Below are 20,435 nucleotides of genomic sequence, written 5' to 3'. Positions count from 1 at the left end.
AAGCTATCTACGCCACTTCAAGCTCTCTTTTCACCGCTGCCTGCCTTTTAAACAACACCACCGCAAACAAAGCCCCGGTTACTGCCATTACAACGCCTACCAACTCGGGCGAGGTAAAGCCGTAGCCCATGGCTATCGGCAGGCCGCCAAGGAACGCGCCTAAGGCGTTGCCGGTATTAAAGGCGGCTTGTGTGGCTGCCGCACCAAGCATTTCGGCCCCTTTGGCGGTGCGGATCATAAGGATCTGGATAGGGGAGCCGATGGCCATAGACAGGCTGCCGGTTATAAACGTCATGATGAGCGACAACACCTGGTTGCCCGATACAAAATAGATGGTGGTGAGCGCCACGGCCATGCTGATGAGTAGTATTAAGCAGGCTTTTACGGGAGCAACCCAGTCGGCCAGTTTGCCGCCCATAAAATTGCCTATTACCATGCCAAGGCCGGCAATGATGAGCACCAGCGGTACGGTATCTTTTGAAAAATGGCTTACATCGGTCATGAGCGGGGCTATATAGCTGATCCAGCAAAACAGGCCGCCGGTGCCAATAGCAGTGATGAGCAAAATGAGCCAGGCCTCGCGGGTTTTAAAAAAGCCCATTTCAGATTTAATATCGCCTTCACGGCTCACCGGTAAAGCCGGAAGCCAAAGCTGGATGAACAACAGCGCCATCAGCCCGATAAAAGCGATAAGCCCAAACGTGTACCGCCACGAATAATGGTGACCGATGTAGGTACCCAGTGGAACGCTTAACAGGTTGGCAATGGTTAAACCGGCAAACATGACCGATATGGCCTGAGCCTGTTTCCCTTTCTCGGCCAGGCGGCTTGCCACTACCGAGCCCACGCCAAAGAAAGCGCCGTGTGGCAAACCGGATAACAACCGGGCGATAAACAAAGCATTATGATCGGGCGCGAAAGCCGAGAACGCGTTGAAAACGGTAAACATGACCATTAAGGCGATCAGTATTTTTTTAGGCGGATAGTTGCTGCTGATGGCCACCAGTAAAGGCGCGCCGATAACTACACCAAGCGCGTAGGCGGAGATGAGGTGCCCGGCCACGGGGATGCTCACCCGGAAATCTTTGGCGATATCAGGCAGTAGCCCCATCATTACAAATTCGGTGGTGCCTATGCCAAGGCCGCCAAGGGTAAGGGGAATTAAATTCTTTTTCAATTGGGGTTAAATTATGGTGATGCCGGCTTGCTTGTAGGCGGTTAGCCTATCGTCGCTGGCTTCGGCATCGGTAACAATAATATCTATAGCTGTCGCGGGGCTTATGTAGTACGATTCGGCGGTGTTTAATTTATCGATGGTGGATAGCGCGATGGTTTGGCCGGCCATTTCCATCATCGTACGTTTTACCTGTGCTTCGTCGTGGTTTACGGTAGTTAAGCCCATGGTTGGGTGAATGCTGCAAACGCTCATGAGGCACAAGTCGGCACGGAAGTTTTTGAAAGTCTGGATGGTTTCATAACCAATGGTGGTAAAAGCGGTTTTACAAAGCCGGCCGCCGGCAAATATCACTTCGGCCGTGGGATGATCTTCCAGCACGCTCACTACCGGGAAGCTGTGGGTAACCACAGTGATCTTCATATCGGCGGGGATCAACTCGGCCAGGGCCTGGATGGAGGTACCGCCGTCGAGGAAGATTACCTGCCCGTCTTTTATGAATTGTAATGCCTTTGAGGCTACAATACGTTTTTGGTCCATATCGTGCTTTTCCCTTGCCCGGAAGTGCCGCGGCGTAGGCGAATGCGCCACAGCCCCGCCGCGAACGGCTTTCAGCAGGCCTTGGTCCGACAGGCTTTTGATATCGCGACGGATGGTATCTTCTGATACATTGAGCGCGTTGCTGAGGTCGGTAAGTGATACGCTGCGCTGCCTTGCCACATGCGCCAATATTTGTTCTAAGCGTTCGTCCTTAATCATAGCTTGATTGCAATTTGTTGCAAACTTAAAAATAAAAATTGCAAAATATTGCATAAAATGGTTTTATTTGCAGAAAATATTGCAAACCAGATGAAAAAAACGATAGCGATTGACATGGATGGCGTAATGGCCGATACCGAGCCCCATTTTTTTGACTACTATGAACAGGAAACCGGCATAAGGCTTACCCGGCAGGATATTGCAGGCATGACCGAGTACGAAGCTTTTAAAGGCAAAGGCCACGGGATGGTGAACAAACCCGGCTTTTTCAGAACGTTGCCGCTGATGGAAGGAGCCGTTGAGGCGGTAAAATCATTAATGGAAGATTTTGAGGTGTATATTGTATCGGCAGCCATGGAGTTCCCGCTATCGCTTCCCGAGAAATACGAATGGCTGGCCGAGCACTTCCCGTTCATCAACTGGCGAAATATTGTTTTTTGCGGCGATAAAAGCATCATCAAAACCGATTTTTTAATTGACGACCACTGCAAAAACCTGGACTACTGCCACGGCAAGCCCATTATGTTTGATGCTTTCCATAATACCAACCTGCATCACCACCAAAGGGTTAATAGTTGGGCCGAGGTGCTGGAGTTGCTGGAGGCGGAGAGAACCAAGAGTCAAGAATCAGGAGTCAAGACAGTTTTGTAAAGTGGATTGGAGTAGGCCTAATAATATAAAATTATGCCTCTTGTTGTCCATGAAATATCCGGTTTTCCTGTCATCCTGAGGAACGAAGGATCTACCAGCTATGCATAACCGAATGAAAAGTTCGCGAATAGATGCTTCGTATCTCAGCATGACAATAGGAGAATGAAGCCCCCCTTTTTTCATTTATTAAACTACTTTAATGTTATTGCGGCTACGCCTCAGTTCCTTTGTATCACATTAAAACGTAATACAAATGAAAACATCACCAGAAGAAACCATTAAGCAATACGTAGCCTCGTGGAACGTACAAGGCGAGGACGACATTAAAGCGGCGTTTGCCAAATGCTGGGCCGCCCATGCTATTTACACCGATCCTAACTATGAAAATGTAACTGGGGTTGACGGCATTGCCGCGCTGTGCGTAGGCTCGCACCAGTTAGCACCGGGCCGCATATTTCACTTACACACCCTGCCCGAGCATCACCATAACGTGGCTTTGTACTCCTGGACGGTTGATATCCCCGGTAAAGAAACCAAGGGCGGTACAGATTATATTGAATTTGATGCGGATGGAAAGATAGTAAGGTTGGTGAGCTTTTTTCCGCCGTTGCAGTAGGGGTATTGTTGCATAACCATGTTGCCATTGAATACTGTCATGCTGAGGTACGAAGCATGTATTCTACGCCTTGCAAAGTACGCGCACAGTTTGCGAATAGATGCTTCGTACCTCAGCATGACAGGTGGCTTTCGCTATGATTAAAAAACATTTGCACATCTGATATTTAAAATCTGCACATCAAAAAGTAAACCCCGCCTCACTATCCGGGTTATCCAACTTATCGCTTTTGCGCTCGCCGCCTACGGTTACGTGCAGCATGTTTATTTGCTGGGGGTGTTCGGTATAAAGCAAATCGTCGTGCACATCAACCTTTTTGGGTTTGCTGATGCCTTTGGCTTCAAAGTAAACCCAGGCGCCATCTTCCTGAATCTCGTAGCCCAGGTAGGTTAGGGCAATAACTTTATTATCGGCTTTTATAGCCAGGTGCTTTTTAATGTAATCATTCAGCATCTCGTTTAGCTTCGCCTTGTTCTTGGGGTGTACAATATCAACCGGGGTTTTGTATTGCTTTTCTATGGTACGCTCCAGGTCGTCGTAAAAAATACGGCAGCTTACCTCAACGCTTTGGGTTTTGGCGTTGTGGGTAATTTCGGTAACACTTACAAAAAAAGGGTGGAATAAGCTGAAAAAGCTTATCATCATCAACTGTAACATCTCTCGTCCGGGTGTTTTATTTTCGACAAAAAACGTTATTTTTATTGGCAATTGCGAATTAGCTCAATGACTGACTTTTCATTATACTTCCAGTTAGGATGGCAACACATCTGTAACTGGGAGGGGTACGACCATATTTTATTCGTCGCCGTGCTTTGCGGTACCTACCTGCTGGCCGACTGGCGCAAGGTGTTGGTACTCGTTACGGCCTTCACTATTGGTCACTCTATCACGCTGGCTTTAAGTGTGTTAAACGTTATCCATATCAACACTTCGCTTATTGAGTTTTTAATTCCCGTTACTATAGTTTTTACAAGTTTGGTTAATGTGCTTAATAAAAAGCGCACAACGGGCACTATGCGGCTTAACTATGCGCTGGCCTTATTTTTTGGCCTTATACATGGCATGGGCTTTTCAAACTACTTAAAAAGTTTGCTGGGCACCAGTACTAATATCACCGGCCAGCTGCTCGCTTTTAACCTCGGGCTGGAGTTTGGGCAGGTATTAATTGTAATATCTGCGTTACTTATCTCATTCCTGCTCGTCAAATTTGCCAAAACTCCACAGCGCGACTGGACGATGTTCCTGTCGTCGGCTATATTTGGAATTGCTTTTATTATGTGTATCGAACGTTTTTTCCTAATTAAATTCAGATGAATAAATTTTACCCTGCCCTATTTTCGTGCCTGCTGATGGCCTCGGCATCATGGGCACAACACGACAACAATCCCGGCTCCAATCACGGTAACCGTTTTGAGCAGCTGGGTACCATGCTAAGCACCCCAAACAGCTATCGCTCGGCATCGGGTGCGCCGGGGCCCAAGTACTGGCAACAAAAAGCCGACTACGAAATTAACGCCACCCTTAACGATGATAAGCAGCGTTTGGATGGATCGGAAACCATTACGTACAGCAACAACTCGCCCGATGCGCTTACCTACCTGTGGGTTCAGCTGGATGAAAACCAGCACATGAAGGATGCCGAAAGCTTTACTACTGCCGAAAGCAAAATGCAGGGCAAGATGACCATGCGCCAGCTGCAAGGCGTTATGGGCCACAACCTTGATTTGGGTAACCACATTGAGAGCGTAAAGGATGCCAATGGTGGTACCCTTAGCTATACTATTAACGAAACGATGATGCGTATTGAGTTGCCAACCACTTTGGCACCGGGCGCAAAATTTAAGTTTAAAATTAACTGGTGGTACAATATATCAGACAGGATGACCATTGGCGGCCGCGGCGGGTACGAGTACTTTGCCGAGGATAACAACTACCTGTACACCATGACGCAGTGGTACCCAAGAATGGCTGTTTACAGCGATTTCCAGGGGTGGCAAAACAAACAGTTTTTGGGCAGCGGTGAGTTTGCCTTAACTTTTGGTGATTTTAAAGTGAACATTAATGTACCTGCCGATCATTTGGTAGGCGGTACAGGCCAGTGCTCCAACTATGCCCAAAACCTTACCGGCGCGCAGCTAAGCCGCTGGAATAAGGCACAAACAGCAACCACACCTGTGCAGATAGTTACTTTGGATGAAGTTAAAAACGCCATGAAAGGCCATGCAGCCGCCCGCAAAACATGGAGTTTCCATGCCGAAAACGTGCGCGATTTTGCATGGGTATCATCGCGCCGTATTGTTTGGGATGCCATGAGCGCCCAGATTGAGGGCGGCCGCAAAGCGATGGCCATGTCATACTACGGCCCCGAGGCTTACCCGCTGTACAGCAAATACTCAACCAAGGTTGTTGCGCATACCATCAAAACGTATTCAAAACATACCATCCCGTACCCTTACCCGGTTGCTATTTCGGTTGAGGCGGCAAACGGTATGGAGTACCCGATGATCTGCTTTAACTTCGGCCGTGCCGAAAAGGATGGTACTTACAGCGAGGCCACCAAAAACGGGATGATAGGTGTAATTATCCATGAAGTTGGCCATAACTTTTTCCCGATGATCGTGAACTCGGACGAACGCCAGTGGACCTGGATGGACGAAGGCCTGAACACATTTACGCAGTACCTTACCGAGCAGGAATGGGACCCCAAATTCCCATCGTCACGCGGTCCGGCCTACAAAATTGTTGATTACATGAAAATGCCGAAGAATCAGCTGGAGCCTATCATGACCAACTCCGAAAACATTATCATGTTTGGCCCTAACGCTTACGCCAAACCGGCTACCGCGCTTAACGTACTGCGCGAGACTGTAATGGGCCGCGAGTTGTTTGATTATGCCTTTAAAACTTACGCCAAACGCTGGGCCTTTAAACACCCAACGCCCGAAGACTTGTTCCGCACCATGGAAGATGCATCGGCGGTTGACCTGGATTGGTTTTGGCGCGGATGGTTTTACGGAACCGAACCTGTAGACGTATCATTAGATAGCGTGAAATACTACAAATTAAACAGTAAAAACCCCGCCCTTGAAAGCGCTACAGACCGTGCCGCTTACGACCGTAACCTGGAAAACATCAGCACAACCCGCAACAAAGCGGCAGGTATGCAAACTACCGTAGAGGCCGATACCTCCCTGCAGGATTTTTACAGCAAATGGGACCGCTTTGCCCCAACACCTTTAACCGCTAAAGCCTACCAGGATATGTATGCTGGTTTAAGCCCCGACGAAAAGAAGTTTTACGATAGCAAAACCAATTTTTACGAACTTACCTTCAGCAACAAAGGCGGCCTGGTAAGCCCAATCATCATTGAGTGGACTTACACCGATGGCACCAAAGAGGTTGACAAACTGCCGGCCTATATCTGGCGCAAAAACGAGTTTAAGGTAAGCAAGGTATTTGCCAAAGCCAAAGAAGTAAAATCCATTAAGCTTGACCCATACCGTGAAACCGCCGACATTGACGAAGCCAACAACAGCTGGCCCCGCGAATACGCCCCAACAAGGTTCGAGCTGTTTAAGCAACAGGTTTTACCAAGAGGAGCCACATCGGGCAGTAACCCGATGCAGGATGCCCGGAAAACGAATTAATATAATAAAGCCCCCGACGATGAGTTGGGGGCTTTTGTTTGTGTGATATACGAAACCACATCGAGTTACAAAGCAATTGCGAATTGTGCTCATGTTGACATGCAAATCCGATATAAGTGGGAGTTGAGATTGCACCACTATAGCTTGAATGGTTTGTTAAGCCTTGAATCCAAATCACGATTAAAGTTTTTTCCAGTCGGTTACCGCTAATTTGTGATACAGATGGGTGCCCGCACAAACGCAAAAAGCCCGGCGAAAGCCGGGCTTTTTTAATATTTAAGTAGGATTTATTATACCCCTAACAATAACCTTGCAGGATCTTCCAGCAGTTGTTTTACGCGTACCAGGAAGCTTACCGATTCGCGGCCGTCGATGATACGGTGATCATATGACAGGGCCATGTACATCATCGGGCGGATAACCACCTGTCCGTTTACGGCAACAGGGCGCTCAATAATATTGTGCATGCCCAGGATGGCCGATTGTGGCGAGTTTAATATCGGTGTCGACATCATTGATCCAAACACGCCACCGTTGGTGATGGTGAAGGTACCACCGGTCATTTCGGGAATGGTGAGTTTGTTTTCGCGGGCTTTACCGGCCAATACTACGATGGCTTTTTCAATTTCGGCAAGGCTAAGGCTATCTGCATTACGGATAACCGGAACCACTAAACCTTTAGGGGCCGATACCGCGATAGAAACATCAGCATAATTGCTGTACACAATTTCTTCACCTTCAATACGGGCGTTTACAGCCGGCCAATCTTTCAACGCCTCGGTAACAGCCTTGGTGAAAAACGACATAAAGCCTAAACCAACGCCATGTTTCTCTTTAAATTTATCTTTGTACTTGCTGCGCAATTCCATGATAGGCTGCATATCCACTTCGTTAAAAGTGGTAAGCATGGCTGTTTCGTTTTTAACAGCTACCAAACGTTTGGCCACAGTTTTACGCAACGAGGTCATTTTCTCGCGTTTCTCGCTCCTTGAGTTTTGAGTTGCGGGTTCTGAGGTCTGAGGCGTGGGGGCTGTGGTCTGAGTAGCCGGGGCTGCTGGTTTTGCGCTTGCAGCTTGTGCACCCAATGCATCACCTTTGGTAATGCGGCCATCAACACCTGTACCCGATACGGCTTTAGGGTCAACGCCTTTTTCGGCTAATATTTTAGCAGCCGCAGGCGATGGGGTACCTGAGGCATAAGTAACACCCCCGGGCTGTACCGCCGCACCGCCACGAGGCGATTCGTCGGTTGCGCTTACTACTGCGGGGGTAACTGCAATAGGGGCAGCGCCTACACCTTCAATAGTACACACAATAGCACCAATTGGCAATACGTCGCCCTCTTTGGCTATGGTTTTTAATACGCCGGCTTTTTCGGCAGTTAATTCAAATGTGGCTTTATCCGATTCCAGTTCGGCAATGGCCTCGTCCATTTCAACAGCATCGCCATCTTTTTTTATCCAGCGGGATAAAGTAACCTCGGTGATTGATTCACCTACGGTTGGCACTTTAATTTCTAAAGAACCACCACCTGCAACAGGTGCCGGAGCAGCAACAGGCGCGGCAGCGGCAACTGGGGCCGGTGCTGGTGCGTTAGCTACAACTTCGGGCTGTGGTTGTGCAGCCGGTGCAGGAGCAGCAGCAGCGCCTTCGCCTTCTTCAATATTGGCAACTAATGCGCCAATGGCTAAAGTATCGCCCTCTTTGGCAACAATTTGTAAAGTACCCGCACGTTCGGCAGTAAGTTCAAAAGTGGCCTTGTCCGATTCTAACTCGGCGATAACCTCATCCATTTCCACGTGATCGCCATCTTTTTTTTTCCAGCTTGCCAGGGTTACTTCTGTTATTGATTCACCTACGGTAGGTACTTTGATCGCTAAACTCATATTTTAGTATTGTATATTTTTGAATGGTTGTACGTTATACGTTTTAAGTTGTACGTTTTGCATAGTCAGCTAACGTTGTAAGTTATACGTTGTACGTTTTTGATGAGCACGTATAACGTACCACGTAAAACGTATCACCTAACTCAATCCGCTCCGGCATCAGCCATTTTTTTGGTTGTCTTTTTTATTGCTTCTTTTACCACTTTACCGGCTGGCGCTTCAAATGCTTTTGAAACAATGTAGGCCTGCTGCGCGGCATGCTGTTTGGCAAAGCCGGTAGCGGTACTGCTGCCCTCGTTACGTGATATCACATTCAGGTTAATTACCGTATCGTTGTGGAATTTGCGGCAAATGTATGGCCACGCACCCATATTTTCGGGCTCTTCCTGTACCCAGATAAACTCGGTAGCTTTCTCGTATTTGGCTTTTACTTTTAGTATTTGCGTAACCGGGGTTGGGTATAGTTGCTCTACACGAACGATGGCAACGTCTTTGCGCTTATCGGCTTGTTGTTTATCCAGCAAATCGTAATAAACTTTACCGGTACAAAGCAGTACGCGTTTTACCTTTTTAGGATCGGCGTAAGTATCGTCAATCAGTTCGTGGAATTTACCGCTGGTAAAATCTTCTATCGGCGATACGCATTTAGGGCTGCGTAATAAACTCTTAGGCGTAAATATAATAAGCGGCTTGCGGAAATCGCGGTGCATTTGCCTCCTTAATATATGGAAGAAGTTTGCAGGCGTAGTACAGTTAGCTACCTGGATATTATCATCGGCACAAAGCTCCATAAAGCGCTCCACACGGGCCGATGAATGCTCGGGGCCCTGGCCTTCATAACCGTGAGGAAGCAGCATCACCAGGCCATTACCGCGCTGCCATTTAGTTTCGGCACTGGCAATATATTGGTCAACAATAATTTGGGCGCCGTTAAAGAAATCGCCAAACTGAGCTTCCCAAATGGTTAAGGCGTTAGGGTTAGCCAAAGCGTAACCGTACTCAAAACCAAGTACGCCATATTCAGATAGCAGGGAGTTGTAAATACTCAGTTTAGCATCTGTTTCGATGGTTGCCAATGGCGTATACTCATCTTCCGAATCGGCAAGGGTTAATACCGCGTGGCGGTGCGAGAAAGTACCGCGCTTAACATCTTCACCACTTAACCTTAAAGGGTAGCCCTCTTTTAATAAGGTTCCGTAAGCTAAAAGTTCGCCCATGGCCCAGTCAAAAACCTTGGTCTGGTTCACCATAGTTTTGCGGTCTTCAAATAGTTTTTCAATTTTTTTGAAAAACTCCATGTCGGCCGGCAATGTGGTTAACTTATTACCAATCGCTAGTAATTCCTCTTCGGGTACCGATGTATCAATCGCTTTCACAAACTCTTTATGGCTGGCCAGGTGTAAACCGCTCCAGGCGCCTTCAAACATGGCAATGGTATCGGTAAACCTGTCTTCGGCTTTTGATTCATCCAGCTTTTGCTGCAACTCATCCTTAAATGCTTTCTCAACCCCTTTCAGGTAAGTGGCATCAATGCTGCTTTCATCAATCAGTTTTTGATTGTAAATTTTCAGCGGGTTAGCATGCGCCTCAATAGCCTTGTACAACAACGGCTGGGTGAATTTTGGTTCATCAGCCTCGTTGTGGCCGTAGCGGCGGTAACACAGGATATCTATAAATACATCCTCGTTAAATACCTGCCTATACTCCATGGCCAGGTTAACAACGTAGGCCAAAGCCTCCACATCATCGCCATTTACGTGGAATACCGGGGACAAAACTGTTTTTGCCACATCGGTACAATAAGTACTTGAACGGGCATCTTTATAGTTGGTGGTAAAACCTATCTGGTTATTGATAACCAGGTGAATAGTGCCGCCGGTGCGGTAGCCATCCAGTTTTTCCATTTGTAAAACTTCGTAAACAATACCCTGGCCTGCAACAGATGCATCGCCATGGATCAATATAGGGGCGATTTTTGAGTGATCGCCATTATATTTAAAATCGATTTTGGAACGGGTGATACCTTCTACAACCGGGTCAACCGCCTCTAAATGCGATGGATTGGGGCAAAGGCTCAGGTGCACTTTTTTTCCGTTTGATGTGGTTACATCGGTTGAAAAGCCTAAATGGTATTTAACATCCCCACCAAAAGGCGATTCAGAATCAAAGTTTTTACCTTCAAACTCCGAGAATACCTCTTTATAGGTTTTCTCCATAATATTGGTAAGCACATTTAAGCGACCGCGGTGGGCCATACCGATGATGAACTCCTCGATACCCAAATCGGCACCTTTTTTAATAACCGAATCCATGGATGGGATCAGCGCCTCGGCTCCTTCGAGCGAGAAACGTTTTTGCCCCAGGAATTTAGTACCCAAAAAGTTTTCGAACGTAACAGCCTCGTTGAGCTTGTTCAGCATCGATTTTTTCTCGTCGATGGTGAAAGACGGTGTGTTGCGGTTTTTTTCCATCCTATCCTCAAACCATTTGATTTTGATAGGATTGCGAATGTACCTGTACTCGGCGCCAATGGCACGGCAGTAAGTATCTTCCAGTAATTGGCGAATGTCGCTCAGCTTAGCAGCGCCCAGGCCAACTTCAACACCAGAGTTAAAAACGGTATCCAGGTCGGCCTCGCTCAAGCCGAATGTTTCCAGCTCTTTACCCGGATAATAGTGACGGCGCTCCCGAACCGGGTTGGTTTTAGCAAACAGGTGGCCGCGTGAGCGGTACCCATCTATCATGTTAAGCACTTTGATCTCTTTTAAAAAGTGATCATAAGTTTTATCATCAACGCCAGGTGCAGCTGTTGAAGCTGTTGTGCCTGTTGCATTTGTATTTATGTTAAATTCAAACCCCTCGAAAAACTTTTGCCAGCCATAATCTACCGATTCGGGGTCTTGTTTGTATGCTTCGTATAAGGAATTGATGTAGTCTGCGTTGCCGCTATTGATATAATTTAGACGATCCATGTGAAAATGATCTTTAAAACAGTGCAAAAGTAAGCATATACAGTAATATACTTCACAATTAATTGTAAAGAAATTTCGTTAAAAATGATGCAGTTTTGATGGGAATGGGTGGTTTTGAGGGTAAAATACGGTTGGTTAGGATTGCAAAGAATAAAACTTTATCTGGCCATATCTCTCCTCATGCTGTCATCCAACACCGTTAGCAGTGTGGAGCCTTGGCTCTGCGATTCAGAATCTAAAAGTTTTGAAATTTTTTGGAGAGCAATTGTTGAACAAATATTATTATTTTTGTTATTATGAATGCAGATTTAAACATCAATGAAATCCTGTTGCAGGTTGAACGACTGGCCAAAGAAGATCAGCTAAGTCTTTTAGAAAAACTTGCATTAATGATTCGTAAATCTGAACGAAAAGAAAAACAGACAAAACTATCTTCACTGTCCGGCGTAGGCTCATCTTTATGGAGTAATACGGACATCGACGACTATGTAGATCAGGAAAGGCAGTGGTAATTTCAGAATTTTATAAAAAACGGATTTTTCTGGATACTGCTCCATTAATTTACTTTATCGAGGGTCATTCTATTTATCAGGACAAATTAATCGAATACTTTTCTTCTAATGACAAAGGTGATTTCATTTTCATTACATCATCAATTACTTTATTGGAGGTATTAGTTAAGCCTATAAAAGAAGGGAAGCATAAACTCGTAGCGAAATATAAAAACATACTTTTAAATGCAACCGGGATTCAAATAATTGAAATATCAAATGACATTGCAGAAAGAGCGGCTCAATTCAGGGCTAAATATGGGTTAAGAACTCCAGACGCCCTGCAAATAGCTACAGCCTTAGCAAATAAAGCCGATTATTTTCTAACCAATGACCATAGGTTGGGAATTGTAAGTGAAGTAGAGACTGTTACGCTATTGGACTTACAATAAAATCACATTCCCTATCACACCCCTACCAAATCCCCGGCCTCATCTACAGGCGATGACTCCCAGGTGGTCACAAAATCGCTTTTGGTATCCAGTTCTTTTTGCGGGATTGCAGCTATGGTGTACTTGCTTACTTTGGCATCATTTACCCCGGCAATGAAGGCCCAGTTGCCCCAGTTACTTGCAGGCGAGTAGTCTATCAGTTTTTCTTCAAAATAGGTGGCGCCTTTAATCCAGTCGGCTTTTAAGTCGTTTACCAGGTAGGTGGCCACTATCTGGCGGCATTGGTTGCAAATGTAGCCTGTGGCATTTAACTCATGCATACAGGCGTCAATGAACGGTATGCCGGTTTTGCCTGCCGCCCATTTATCAAAGCTATCGTTGTTTGCGGTAACGGCTTCTTCGGTAACCTTTGCCTGGATGAATTTCTGTCCATGTTTTTTAAACATAAACCTGAAATAGTCGCGCCATAACAGTTCCAGTTTAAGCATGCTGCTTTGGGCATCGTTATGCTTAAATATTTCCCAGTAAACCTGCCTTGGCGATATGCAGCCTACAGCCAGCCATGGCGATAATTTGGAGGTATTGGTCATTATGCCTGGTTTGCCCTTTGCTTTAACAGCAAGATCGGTTTTTGAAAAGAATTTATGCAATTGCACCAGCGCGGCCGTTTCGCCACCCTGAAAATAATTGGTGGCGCGCGCATCATCAACAGGTTCGTTTAAACCTAATTGCTGTAAGGTTGGCAGTTCGCCGGCATCGTCAATATCAGGTGTTTCAATATGGTCGGGCGTGGGTACGCAAGGGCGTACGTTACTATCGCGCTCAACCTTCTTTTTAAATACGGCAAAACTATCCGGGATATCTTTTATAGGGAAGGGTAAATCCTCCTTGTGGTACATGGTGTGCCCAATAAAGTGCTTCAGGTTAAGCCGCAGTTTCCAAAGGGCAGCTTCAACCTCCTCCGATTTTGCAGTTTCTTCGTAGGCTACCTCCCGGTGGTGATATACTTCACTTACCTGGTATCGACTTGCAAGCTGGGGTATAATTTCGGCCGGGTTACCTATGCGGATAATCAGTTCGGCACCGTAGCCCTGCAGGTTTTTACGTAAATCGGCCACCGCCTCCAATAAAAACCGGGCCCTGAAACTTCCTGTTTTGCTGGCGCCAGATGCTGTTTGCTGAAAATAATACGGATCAAAACAATATACCGGCAGAACTTTATCAGCCTTGCGTACGGCTTCTAACAAAATTTCGTTATCATGTATCCGCAAGTCATTTCTAAACCAAACCAGTATCGTTCTATCGCTCATAGTTAAACAGGGAGTTAACTGTATTAATGCAGGCTACAAATTTGCAATTTATTTATTTCTCCTGCACCGTTCGCTGCAATATTTGACATCTTCCCAACATTTTTCCCATTTTTTGCGCCAGCTAAAAGGCTTTTTGCAAACTGTACAGGTTTTATGAGGCAAGTTTTTTGCAGACATAATGGCTAAAGATAGGCTATCTGTGTCAAAAAAACACATTGGTCATTATCAAATGCCAAAAAAGCTGAATAAAAACTTACTTATCCGTCTTGATTTTAGCCTTGATAATTGAATCTTTTTGCGCGTTGGTAAGCTTATAATTAAACCCGAAAAGCGCCCCCTCAAAATCACCATAAGATGGATTAGGGATAATGATGTACCTGCTGCCAAATTCTTTTTCCAGCTTTTGGGTGGTAGCCGCCCGGCTTTCCTCTGTGGGGTGGTTATCATACAGTATATCAAAATCGGGCAGGTTATCGCCACAAAGCAGCAGGATATTGTGGGTTTTCAGCACGTTTAACCTCCGGGCTTCTTTACTTGATGTGCCCGTTTTTAATTGCAGGTGTGCGTCGTCGGCGTTTGGCAAACCGTATAACTGCAGATTTTTAAGGGTTGTTGCCCGCTCATTTTCGTTACGGTTGGTGATGTAAAAAATAGTGACGCCTTTTGAGGCGGCATATTTAAAAAACGCCGGGGCGCCGGGTACTGTATCCGCAACAGCTTTGTCTGTCCACTCCTTCCAGGTTGCATCAGTATAATCCTTATTTTGCAAGGCACGGGCTGCATCATAGGGGCTATTATCCAATAGCGTTTCGTCAATATCGGTAACAATGGCCAGTGGCTTGCTGCCCGGATTTTTTACACCTTCATCAACCCTAAGCCTGGCAATATTATAGGCCTGAAAACATAATGCCTTATACTCTGCCGCCCTTTGCTGCCATATAGACGCCCATGCTTTACCGTTATTAGTGATGGATGAAGCGCTGTTTGTAGCTACGGGTTTTGTTGCGGCACAGGCTGTAAACAATAGGATTATGGGCAGTAGGTGTATTTTTTTCATTGGTAGTATATTGTTGAGATTTGGATTTTGTCAAATTCTGCTGGGGCGATGACGTATATCGCACGGCGGCGAAGACTCACCCGGCCCCGATGCATCGAGGGCCACCCTCTCTTCGGCTGCGCCGGAAAGAGGGGCTGGAAATTTCATTACCTGGTTTGCTCATTTTTTATTATAATATGCGGAGTTCAAGCCCCTTTTTCCAACGAAGAGAGGGTGGCCCAACGCAGCGTTGGCCGGGTGAGTATTCGCCTGCGTTTAAAGCCGATATTTATTTGAACCAAAACACATGATAGCAACTTAATTAACCGTCACAAACCATTTTAAAATTTCGCAAAACCCTACATCCCAGCACCAAAACTGTTTTACAACAGCTCAGGCTTAATTTTATCCGTGAACTCTTTGGCAAATTTATTCAGTTTCGGCTGGATAACAAACGCGCAGTAGGACTGGCCCGGATTATCGTTAAAATAATTTTGATGGTAATCTTCGGCCTGATAAAACTGGCTGGCCGGCGTTACCTCGGTTACTATCGGGCTGTCAAAAACCTTTTCATTGGTTAGGGTATTAATCATGGCAATGGCCGCGTCCTTTTGCTCAGCGGTTGTATAAAATATGGCCGAGCGGTATTGCGTCCCTACATCATTACCCTGGCGGTTAAGGGTTGTAGGGTTGTGAGTTTTAAAGAAAACGAGCAACAGTTCGTCTAAAGATAATACATCGGCATCGTACTCCAGTTCAATAACCTCGGCATGGCCCGTAGTGCCGGTGCAAACCTGTTTATAGTTGGGGTTATCAACATGGCCGCCCATATAGCCCGACGTTACCGAAATTACTCCCTTAAGCGATTGAAAAACGGCTTCGGTGCACCAAAAGCACCCGTTGCCGAAAGTTATTTTTTGAATATTTGAAGGCATTTTATTGTTTTGTTTAAATTGATAAACAGCTCCATAATAAGTGTTGTTTCAATCATAAATTGCCACATAGTCTTGAGTCGAAAGTCTTAAGTTCTAAGCCGGAAATGGACAAATTTCGACTTAAGACTTCCAACTGAAGGCCACTAACTTAATACCGGAGCCGTTACGTAATGTAAAAATACTCATTTGCGAGCCTTTTTGTTTCATTACTGTGTAAGGATTTTGTGGGGAGGGGGAAGCGCTTAATGTTAATGCGGATAACCATCAACTCATTAAAACCCACGTAACATTCTTGATAGATTACTATATTTGAGCCCTGCTTTATCCCCATGATTCAAAAACTATCCAAACTTATTTATTATAAACCCTTTGTATATTCTGCGTGGTTTGGTTTGAGTTTCCTCATCGTGCTGAAAGAGATCCTGAACMACCAGGGTTTTAATAACTACACTATTTTCAAATACAATTTTTTACATACGCTGCACCAGCAAAACCTGTACGCCGCTTATCCCGAACATTATTACGACCTGAATCATTACGGCCCTATATTTTCAATCATATTTGCGCCCTTTACGTTTTTTCCCGATTACGTGGGTATTATGCTTTGGGTAATGTTTAACGCTTTTGTACTGTTTAAAGCCATCCAGCTGCTGCCGCTGAAGCAAAATCAATATGTGATTGTATTACTTATTTGCGCCCATGAATTAATGACAGCATCGGCCAACGTGCAAAGTAACCCCCTGGTGGCCGGGCTTATTATCCTAAGTTTCAATTTCATCAACAAAAAACAGGATTTTTGGGCGGCGCTAATGATTGCACTGGGCACGTTCATCAAATTGTACGGTATTGTAGGCCTGGCGTTCTTCTTTTTTTCCGATAACAAACTCAAGTTCATCGCCAGCTTTATTTTTTGGTCGGTAGTCATGTTTGTATTGCCGATGCTCATATCGTCACCAGCGTTTATTGTGCAAACCTACCGCGATTGGTATGTAGACTTGAAAGGTAAAAACCTACAAAACGAAGGCTCTATTATGCAGGATATTTGTGTAATGGGCTTCTTTCGCAAAATATTAAACTACCCGGGGCTTAAAAACACGGTGGTAATTATCCCTGCAATGGCGTTGTTCGCCGTTTCATACCTGCGGATAAACTGTTTTAAATCGACACCCTACCGTTTACTTATATTGTCATCGGCATTAATATTTGCCGTAATTTTTAGCAGCGGATCCGAGTCGCCTACTTATATCATTGCGTTTGCGGGTGTGGGTATCTGGTTTATGAATTTAAACAGGCCCGTAACCGGTTTCGAAATATTTTTGCTGGTACTGGCCATCATCTTAACCACCCTGTCGCCATCTGATCTTTTCCCACGATCCATTCGCGAAACGTATGTGCTGCCTTACAAATTAAAGTCGCTGCCCTGTTTTTTAATCTGGCTGAAAATAGTGTACGAAACACTAAGCCGGACTTTTGTAAAGTCAGAAACCAGGCCTGCATTATAATTTCAATGTCTGTTTTTTACACCTTTTCTTCTATCCTTCAATACTTCAGAATTTCTTCAGATTTAAGCATTAAAATGCGCTTTGTAATTAAAATGATACATAAATTATTATTTTTGTAAAGAGAAAGTTACATTTATACAAAAAACTACGTATTGACGAAAAGCGGGGCATTGGTGTACTGGAATCCTAACAGTAAAACAAGCACAGTTGCTATTGATTTATGTGTTTTTTTTAATGACCAATTAAATATTCATACGGTAAAAGCTGACCTGCAGCAACCTTAAAACCTATTGAGCAATATGATTTCCGATTTAAAGATGAAGCTCTCTATCATTATCCCCTGCCATAATGAGCAGAATAATGTGGGGTTTCTGATCCAGGCGCTTACCAAAACGCTAAACGAAACTGAATATAATTTCGAGCTGATTTTTGTTGACGACGGCAGCAGCGATAACACTGTTAATGAGATAAAATTCAACGCCGAAATATATCCGAACGTATTTTTCATTGAGCTTTCCAGGAACTTTGGGAAAGATAATGCCCTTAAGGCCGGCATTGGTATTGCTACCGGCGATGCCGTTATAACCATGGATGCAGATATGCAGCACCCGCCCAGCCTGATAATAAAAATGCTGCAGTTTTGGGAAGAAGGCTATGACATTGTTTATACATACCGCGAAAACGCAAATCCGCATGCAAAATTTTACCAGAAAGCTACTTCAAAACTTTTTTACAAAGGCATAAACATGCTATCGGACATCAAACTGGAAGATGGCACTGCCGACTTTAGGCTGATGGACGAAAAGGTAGTGAGGCAATTAAAGCAAATTGACGAACATGAGTTGTTTTTAAGGGGCATCATTAAATGGGCCGGTTTTAAACAATACGGCATACCGTACACCCCATCAAAAAGGCATACCGGCGAAGTAAGCTATTCGTTTATAAAACTGGTAAAGCTGGCAGTGGGCAGCATTATGGCTTTTAGCGCAAGGCCTTTGTATATCATGACAGGGGTGGGCTTAACGGTTTCCCTGATGACTATTTTTTACATCCCTTATGTTTTAATTAGCTTTGCCGAAGGTTATGCCGTTAACGGATGGGCATCTATTATAGCTACCATAGCATTTTTTGGGGGCCTGCAGTTAATGGTATTAAGCATCATCGGCGTATACGTAGGCAAAATATTTATGCAGTCAAAAGCACGTCCAAATTATCTCATCAGGTCTACCAACCTTGTAAATGTAAATAATGATCTTATTAGGGTTTGATATCGAGGAGTTTGATATGCCATTGGAGTATGGCAAACAAATATCATTTGCCGAGCAGCTTTCTATATCAACCCAGGGTACTAACGTTATTTTGGCCATATTAAAAGCGGCAAAAATTAACGCTACCTTTTTTTGCACAGCAAATTATGCCGTGCATAAGCCGGAAGTTATTAGCCAGATTGTAAATGAAGGCCATGAAATAGCCTCGCACGGTTACTATCATTCAGATTTTAAACCCGAGCACCTGGCGCAATCAAAAACCAAACTCGAAGAAATATCCGGAACCGAGGTAACCGGGTTCCGTATGGCCAGGATGATGCCGGTTGATGAACGCGAAATAGCTAAGGCTGGCTACACCTACAATTCATCCATCAATCCCACATTTATCCCCGGCAGGTACAATAACCTTGGCAAGCCCCGCAGCTGGTTTTACGATCAGGATGTGTTGCAGATACCGGCATCCGTATCGCCGTTGATCCGTTTCCCGTTATTTTGGCTCAGCTTTCATAACCTGCCTATGGGGCTGTTAAAGTGGATGAGCGGTATCACCCATAAAAAAGATGGCTACCTTAACCTGTATTTTCACCCCTGGGAGTTTACCAATCTGCACGATGCCCGGTTTGGGTTTCCCAAATATGTGGTTAAAAACTCGGGGCAACCTTTTGCAAACAGGCTGGAAGAGTTTATCAGCTGGGGAAAGTCAAAGGGCTACGAATTTATGCGGACAGATGAATTTGCCAAAGGGGTAGATAAAAAGAAACTAATCCTGGTTGCTTAGGCGGTTAACTTTTATTTACACCATTTCGCGTTCAAAAATTTCCTGAACCATGGCTACTTCCCTTGCATAGATCGATTTTTTGCGTGTGCCAAAATACAGCGTGTTTTCTATAATATTATAACCTTCCCAAAGCAGTTTAATGTTACCCAGGTCGCGCTCGGTTTTTGACAGGAAATCGGGAATTACCGCAATGCCTTTTCCGCCGCTCAGGCAGCGAATGATGGAACCCATGTTGGGCACTATAAAATTGGGTTTAAAATCGGGGCGTTTACCAAAATTGGTGTGCCAGAAACGCCGAAGGTGCTCCATATCGCCCGATGAGCCGTACCAGCGTTGGGCCTTTAGCCAATCCTGTATTTTGGGCAAATCTTTTGTTTTGAGCAGCTTATTAAATTCATCTACATCGGTTTGCGGCCCCGCCAGTACTACAATACGCTCTTTAAAAAAAGGCTTATATTCCAAACCCTTATAATCACCCTTTTGCGGGGTAATGATCATATCAAGAATACCGCTATCCAAATCTGCCAGCATTTGGGGGTACTCGCCAAATTTAATGATCACGTTAAACGGCAGTGTGGGCAGGTACGATTCCAGCGTAAACTGAAAAGTTTCAAAACACATTCCTATACTGATGGTAGGCACATCCTTCTCTGTACTTTTATGAAAATGCCGCTCGGCCTCTTCCAATTTACAAATCGACTCCTGTATATAGTTATACAATATCTTCGCCCGCTCTGTTGATACCATTTTGCGCGATGAGCGATCAAACAGCTTGTAACCCACGTAACTTTCAAGCGAGCTTAAATGCAGGCTTACCCCTGGCTGCGAAATAAACAGAGATTCGGCCGCGCCGGTTAACGAACCTGTTTCATATATCGCCTTAAACGTACGGAACCATTCTAAATTCACCATAATCAATCATCATAATTATAATACAAATGTATAACTTATGTTATTT

Annotated in this window: 19 protein-coding genes; 9 read left to right on the top strand and 10 right to left on the bottom strand. The window is 45.0% G+C overall.

Annotated elements, in window-relative coordinates; genetic code table 11:
- Window positions 1–7: 7 nt before the first annotated feature.
- Together AC1DU2_RS03845 and AC1DU2_RS03840 are read right to left on the bottom strand one after the other, a co-directional pair.
- Complete coding sequence (locus AC1DU2_RS03845; protein WP_477382873.1) at window positions 8–1,177, bottom strand: MFS transporter; 1,170 nt, start codon at window positions 1,175–1,177, stop codon at window positions 8–10.
- A gap of 6 nt (window positions 1,178–1,183) precedes the next feature.
- The gene (locus tag AC1DU2_RS03840) at window positions 1,184–1,933 is read right to left on the bottom strand and encodes a DeoR/GlpR family DNA-binding transcription regulator (RefSeq protein ID WP_477382872.1); all 750 of its coding nucleotides are present in this window, start codon (window positions 1,931–1,933) and stop codon (window positions 1,184–1,186) included.
- Between the two features lie 90 nt (window positions 1,934–2,023).
- On the opposite strand from AC1DU2_RS03840, the gene AC1DU2_RS03835 reads away from it, so the two are divergent.
- Window positions 2,024–2,584, top strand: coding sequence for a 5' nucleotidase, NT5C type (locus AC1DU2_RS03835; protein ID WP_477382871.1), 561 nt, complete (start codon window positions 2,024–2,026; stop codon window positions 2,582–2,584).
- Between the two features lie 253 nt (window positions 2,585–2,837).
- Complete coding sequence (locus tag AC1DU2_RS03830; RefSeq protein ID WP_477382870.1) at window positions 2,838–3,200, top strand: nuclear transport factor 2 family protein; 363 nt, start codon at window positions 2,838–2,840, stop codon at window positions 3,198–3,200.
- 180 nt (window positions 3,201–3,380) lie between these two features.
- Here the strand turns inward: AC1DU2_RS03830 and AC1DU2_RS03825 are convergent, their stop codons facing one another.
- The gene (locus AC1DU2_RS03825) at window positions 3,381–3,845 is read right to left on the bottom strand and encodes a DUF6702 family protein (RefSeq protein WP_477382868.1); all 465 of its coding nucleotides are present in this window, start codon (window positions 3,843–3,845) and stop codon (window positions 3,381–3,383) included.
- 78 nt (window positions 3,846–3,923) lie between these two features.
- On the opposite strand from AC1DU2_RS03825, the gene AC1DU2_RS03820 reads away from it, so the two are divergent.
- Together AC1DU2_RS03820 and AC1DU2_RS03815 are read left to right on the top strand one after the other, a co-directional pair.
- On the top strand, window positions 3,924–4,514 hold the full coding sequence (locus AC1DU2_RS03820; RefSeq protein ID WP_477382867.1) for a HupE/UreJ family protein: 591 nt from the start codon (window positions 3,924–3,926) through the stop codon (window positions 4,512–4,514).
- The gene (locus tag AC1DU2_RS03815; RefSeq protein ID WP_477382866.1) at window positions 4,511–6,847 is read left to right on the top strand and encodes a M1 family metallopeptidase; all 2,337 of its coding nucleotides are present in this window, start codon (window positions 4,511–4,513) and stop codon (window positions 6,845–6,847) included. The genes AC1DU2_RS03820 and AC1DU2_RS03815 overlap by 4 nt, the downstream gene beginning before the upstream one ends.
- Window positions 6,848–7,137: 290 nt before the next feature.
- Here AC1DU2_RS03815 and odhB read toward each other — a convergent pair whose 3' ends face one another.
- Both odhB and AC1DU2_RS03805 read right to left on the bottom strand, forming a co-directional pair.
- Complete coding sequence (gene odhB / locus AC1DU2_RS03810) at window positions 7,138–8,733, bottom strand: 2-oxoglutarate dehydrogenase complex dihydrolipoyllysine-residue succinyltransferase (RefSeq protein ID WP_477382865.1); 1,596 nt, start codon at window positions 8,731–8,733, stop codon at window positions 7,138–7,140.
- Between the two features lie 143 nt (window positions 8,734–8,876).
- Entirely contained in the window at window positions 8,877–11,705 is a 2,829-nt protein-coding gene (locus tag AC1DU2_RS03805; RefSeq protein ID WP_477382863.1) for a 2-oxoglutarate dehydrogenase E1 component, read from the bottom strand.
- Window positions 11,706–12,001: 296 nt separating this feature from the next.
- Between AC1DU2_RS03805 and AC1DU2_RS03800 the strand changes: the two genes are divergently transcribed.
- Together AC1DU2_RS03800 and AC1DU2_RS03795 are read left to right on the top strand one after the other, a co-directional pair.
- Window positions 12,002–12,217, top strand: a complete 216-nt coding sequence (locus AC1DU2_RS03800) for a hypothetical protein (protein ID WP_477382861.1) — start codon at window positions 12,002–12,004, stop codon at window positions 12,215–12,217.
- A complete protein-coding gene (locus AC1DU2_RS03795) occupies window positions 12,211–12,648 on the top strand; it encodes a type II toxin-antitoxin system VapC family toxin (protein WP_477382860.1) in 438 nt (145 codons plus the stop codon). The genes AC1DU2_RS03800 and AC1DU2_RS03795 overlap by 7 nt, the downstream gene beginning before the upstream one ends.
- Window positions 12,649–12,662: 14 nt before the next feature.
- On the opposite strand, the gene AC1DU2_RS03790 is transcribed toward AC1DU2_RS03795, so the two are convergent.
- The 4 genes from AC1DU2_RS03790 to msrA form a co-directional block, all read right to left on the bottom strand.
- A complete protein-coding gene (locus AC1DU2_RS03790; RefSeq protein ID WP_477382859.1) occupies window positions 12,663–13,958 on the bottom strand; it encodes a DASH family cryptochrome in 1,296 nt (431 codons plus the stop codon).
- 48 nt (window positions 13,959–14,006) lie between these two features.
- Window positions 14,007–14,135 carry a DUF2256 domain-containing protein gene (locus tag AC1DU2_RS03785; RefSeq protein WP_477382858.1) on the bottom strand — a complete coding sequence of 43 codons (129 nt, stop codon included), beginning with the start codon at window positions 14,133–14,135 and terminating at the stop codon, window positions 14,007–14,009.
- Between the two features lie 76 nt (window positions 14,136–14,211).
- On the bottom strand, window positions 14,212–15,015 hold the full coding sequence (locus AC1DU2_RS03780) for a 5'-nucleotidase, lipoprotein e(P4) family (RefSeq protein ID WP_477382857.1): 804 nt from the start codon (window positions 15,013–15,015) through the stop codon (window positions 14,212–14,214).
- Window positions 15,016–15,377: 362 nt separating this feature from the next.
- A complete protein-coding gene (gene msrA, locus AC1DU2_RS03775) occupies window positions 15,378–15,929 on the bottom strand; it encodes a peptide-methionine (S)-S-oxide reductase MsrA (protein WP_477382856.1) in 552 nt (183 codons plus the stop codon).
- Between the two features lie 329 nt (window positions 15,930–16,258).
- Here msrA and AC1DU2_RS03770 point away from each other — a divergent pair, with 329 nt between their 5' ends.
- The 3 genes from AC1DU2_RS03770 to AC1DU2_RS03760 all read left to right on the top strand — a co-directional run bounded on the left by AC1DU2_RS03770 (window position 16,259) and on the right by AC1DU2_RS03760 (window position 19,477).
- On the top strand, window positions 16,259–17,431 hold the full coding sequence (locus tag AC1DU2_RS03770; RefSeq protein WP_477382854.1) for a glycosyltransferase family 87 protein: 1,173 nt from the start codon (window positions 16,259–16,261) through the stop codon (window positions 17,429–17,431).
- 299 nt (window positions 17,432–17,730) lie between these two features.
- Complete coding sequence (locus AC1DU2_RS03765) at window positions 17,731–18,699, top strand: glycosyltransferase family 2 protein (protein WP_477360502.1); 969 nt, start codon at window positions 17,731–17,733, stop codon at window positions 18,697–18,699.
- On the top strand, window positions 18,680–19,477 hold the full coding sequence (locus AC1DU2_RS03760) for a polysaccharide deacetylase family protein (RefSeq protein WP_477382852.1): 798 nt from the start codon (window positions 18,680–18,682) through the stop codon (window positions 19,475–19,477). Before AC1DU2_RS03765 ends, AC1DU2_RS03760 begins: the two co-directional genes overlap by 20 nt.
- A gap of 15 nt (window positions 19,478–19,492) precedes the next feature.
- Here the strand turns inward: AC1DU2_RS03760 and AC1DU2_RS03755 are convergent, their stop codons facing one another.
- Complete coding sequence (locus AC1DU2_RS03755; RefSeq protein WP_477382850.1) at window positions 19,493–20,389, bottom strand: LysR family transcriptional regulator; 897 nt, start codon at window positions 20,387–20,389, stop codon at window positions 19,493–19,495.
- Window positions 20,390–20,435 lie beyond the last annotated feature (46 nt).

This window comes from Mucilaginibacter sp. P4_C11 (genome assembly GCF_056402115.1).
Note: the sequence above shows the minus strand (reverse complement) of the source record. Positions and strands in the feature narration are given on the sequence as shown.